This is a genomic window from Micromonospora sp. MH33 (assembly GCF_003013775.1).
Lineage (GTDB): Bacteria > Actinomycetota > Actinomycetes > Mycobacteriales > Micromonosporaceae > Micromonospora > Micromonospora fulviviridis.
The window spans coordinates 1-3,585 of sequence record NZ_MUYZ01000457.1 but is presented as its reverse complement, the minus strand read 5'-3'; the positions used below and the strand labels follow the sequence as shown (position 1 = coordinate 3,585).

The following is a 3,585-nucleotide window of genomic DNA, read 5'->3' as shown; positions in this document are numbered from 1 at the left end:
GGCGGGGCCGCGCCGGCCAGGGTCAGCAGCGCGAGGCAGCCGGCCGCCACCACCCGGGCCACCCGGCCCGGGGGCCGGGCCGGCGCGGGAGCCGGCTCGTCGGCCTCCTCGCCGTGCCGCATCTCCCCCAGCTCGATCACCGGGCTCACGGCAGCCGCCACAACCCGAACCCGCCGTTCGTGTGGCGGCAGACGACCAGCTCCGCCCCCATCCGGCAGTCGCCGACTGCGCCGACCAGCACCTCGCGCACCTCGGGGCGGCTGCCGGCCGGGTCCAGCTCGACGAGGAGCAGGCGGCTGTTTCGTATCCGCCGGACGGCGAACAGCCGGCCGTCGAACTCGTCCTGCGGCACCACCTCCCAGACGCCGAGGTCGGCCACCAGCCGGCCGGTGGCCTCCTCGACCACCGCCAGGGCGGTTCCGGTGGCCGCGGCGTCGCCCGCGGCGACCAGGAGCCGGCCGCCGGCGGCCGCCAGCGTCCCCGCCCACCGGTCGTCGGTCCACCGCACCGCGCCGGTGGCGGGGTCGAGCGCCCACGTCCCGCCGGTCAGCCGGTTGGCGCAGAGCAGGCTGCCGCACCGCTCCGCGTAGCCGACCAGCGGGAGCGCGGCCGTCCAGCGCCGCTGGAGGGTGTCCAGGTCGTAGGCGGTGACGGTGCCGACGTCGTCCCCGATCACCAGCAGCATCCCGGCGGCGAGCAGGGTCCGCCGCCGGGTGGGCCAGTCGCCGCCGGCCAGGTCGCGGGCGACCAGCCTGGTGCCGCTGACCGCGTCGTACACGGCGGTCTCACCGGCGGCCGGGAGGTGGACCAGCCGCTCCACTCCCGAGGGACCGAAGCTGAGCTCGACGTTGTCCGGCGTGCCCGGGATCGACCAGAGGGTCCGCCCGTCGCTCACCGCCACCCGGCGGATCGCCTGCCGGCCCGACACCTCAGGCACCTGCATGAGCAGCGCCCCACCGGCCGGGAAGCCCACCCCGGGCTGGAGCCAGCTCACCCGGCCGGTGCGGGCGTCGAAGCCGAGCGTCTCCCACGCGGAGTCGCCGGCGGTCCGCCCGACGAGCAGGACGGTGCCGTCCTGCTCCCACACCGAGGTGGCCACGCCCGCCCCGGGCAGCAGGGTCCGCCACAGTGTCCGGGGTGGGCCGTCGCCGGCCCGGTACGCGACGAGCTGCCGGTCCACGCCGCGCTGCGGGTCGGGCGGCTGGACCACGTACACCCGGTCGCCGGAGACGAACGCGGCTGCCGCGGGGCCGCCGGCCAGGGTGCGCGCGGCGGGCCGCGCCGGCGGGGCCGCGGCGGCGAGCGTGACCAATGCCACCACCAGCACCACGGCGCTCCGGAACGGACGGCCGGCGGCCCGCGGACGACGCCCCGCCGGGCCCGGTGGGGCGTCGTCGCGCAGCTCACCCAGATCGATGACGGTCACGACCACCCCTTCCCGCGCCGCCGCCCCGGCGCTCCGGCCGCGACCGGTACGACGACGTGCCGCCTGTACGATGGCCCGTCGTGGCCGTGCCGGTGGTGGACCCCTCGCTGAACTCCTCGCCCGTCGAGGCCGAGCCCGTCGTGGCGGACCCGCCGCGCCGGCCCCGACGCCGGCCGGCCCGCGCCGACGTGCTGGCCATCGGAGCCTATGTGGTGCTCGGCGTTCTCGTCTGCCTCAACTACTGGGGGGACGTGCAGCACCGGGTCTCCTCGCACCTGCCGACCGACCACAGTTGGTTCGAGTGGCTCTTCGCGCACGGCGCGTACTCGGTGCGTCACCTGGAGAACCCGCTCTTCACCGCCCGGCAGAACGCGCCGGACGGGGTGAACATGATGGCGAACACCTCGCTGCTCGGGGTCACCCTGCCGCTGGCGCCGCTCACCCTGCTGCTCGGCCCGCAGGTGATGTACGCGCTCTACCTCGGCGCGGCACTCTCGGCGACCGCGGCCACCTCCTACTGGGTGCTGTCCCGGCGCCTGGTCCGCTCGCGCGGGGCGGCCTTCGTCGGCGGCGCGTTCCTCGGCTTCGCGCCCGGCATCGTGCACCACGCCAACGGGCAGCCGAACTTCGTCTCCAACTTCCTGCTCCCGCTGATCGTGGCGCGGGTGCTGCGGCTCGGCGAACCGGGCCGGTGGCGGCGCAACGGGATCGCGCTGGGCCTGCTGGTGGCGTACCAGATCTTCATCAACGAGGAGATGCTGCTGCTCACGGCGCTGGCCTGCCTGGTCGTCGTGGTGGCGTGGGTGGTGCAGCGGCCCCGCGCGGCGCGCGAGCGGGCCGGCACGTTCCTCGCCGCCGTCGGCCTGGGCGGCGGGGTGGCCCTGCTGTTGGCCGCGTACCCGATCTGGTTCCAGTTCAACGGGCCGCAGTCCTACCGGGGCCTGCAGGGCGGGGTCTTCCACAACTGGGGCGAGGACCTGATGGCCTTCGTCACCTTCGCCCGGGACACCGTGGCCGGCGACGAGGCGGTGGAGAAGACCATCGGGCTGACCGAGCAGAACACCTGGTTCGGCTGGCCGCTGGTGCTGGTCGCGCTGGTCGCGCTGGTGCTGCTGGTGCGCCGCTCGCTGCCGGCCCGGATCCTGGCCGTGCTCGTGGTGGTCTTCTCGGTCGCCGCGATCGGCCCGAAGGTGCGCTTCGGCGGGGTGGAGACCAGCATCGACGGCCCCTGGGCGTACGTGCCGGACGACCTGCCGCTGGTCGAGATGATGATGCCGACCCGGCTGAGCCTGGTGGTGGCCGCCGCGGTGGGCGTGCTGCTCGCGCTGGCCTGGGACGCCCTGTCGGGGCGCGGCCGCCCGCCGGTGCCCGCCCAGCGCACCGAATCGTCCTCCCCCGGGTCGCGCCGGCGCTGGCTGCGCCTCGTCGGGTACGCGGCCATCGTGGCCGCCCTGCTGCCGCTGCTCCCCCGCCCGCTGCCCGCGCAGCAGATCGACCCGCCGCCGCACTTCATCACGGCGGGCGGCTGGCGGCCGTACGTGCCGGACGGCCGGACCCTGGTGCCGGTGCCGATCCCGAGCAACGTGCACGGCCTGCCCACGCTGCGGTGGAGCGCGCTGACCCGGCAGGAGTTCCCCATCCCGGGCGGCTACTTCATCGGGCCCAACGAGGTGGGCGAGGGCGTCTTCGGCGCGCCGAACCGGCCGACCAGCACGCTGATCTACTCCACCATGGACGCGAACAAGGTTTCGCCGCTCACCGACGAGAACCGCCGCCAGGCCCTCGACGACCTGCGCTTCTGGAAGGCTTCGGTGGTGGTGCTCGGCGCGAACCCCCGCGAGGCGGTGCTGCGCGAGCTGATGACCCAGCTGCTCGGCGAGCCGCAGCGCGTCGACGACGTCTGGCTCTGGGACGTCCGCGACCGCGTCTGACCGGGGTCAGCCGACCAGGGGGCGGACGTCCCAGAGGTGGGCGCCGGGGACGTCGCGGCCGGGGCCGACCAGGGCGTCCACCGTGGCGCGGACCGGGTCGCCCGGCGTCGAGCCGGCCTGCACCAGCACCGCCGCCCGCCAGTGCCGCAGGTCGGCGACGGCCTGGCGGCGTTCCGCCTCGCCGATCGGCGGCACCTGGCCGGTCTCGGCGGCCCGGCGCAGCAGCCG

2 protein-coding genes and 1 pseudogene are annotated in these 3,585 nt (G+C 76.0%); 1 reads left to right on the top strand and 2 read right to left on the bottom strand.

Features of this window, described 5'->3' with window-relative positions:
- Window positions 1–145: 145 nt before the first annotated feature.
- Entirely contained in the window at window positions 146–1,426 is a 1,281-nt protein-coding gene (locus B0E53_RS34325; protein ID WP_107079699.1) for a PQQ-binding-like beta-propeller repeat protein, read from the bottom strand.
- A gap of 140 nt (window positions 1,427–1,566) precedes the next feature.
- On the opposite strand from B0E53_RS34325, the gene B0E53_RS34320 reads away from it, so the two are divergent.
- Entirely contained in the window at window positions 1,567–3,357 is a 1,791-nt protein-coding gene (locus tag B0E53_RS34320; RefSeq protein WP_246835743.1) for a hypothetical protein, read from the top strand.
- Window positions 3,358–3,363: 6 nt separating this feature from the next.
- On the opposite strand, the pseudogene B0E53_RS34315 reads toward B0E53_RS34320, so the two are convergent.
- Window positions 3,364–3,585, bottom strand: a pseudogene (locus B0E53_RS34315) (hypothetical protein); the annotation flags it as partial.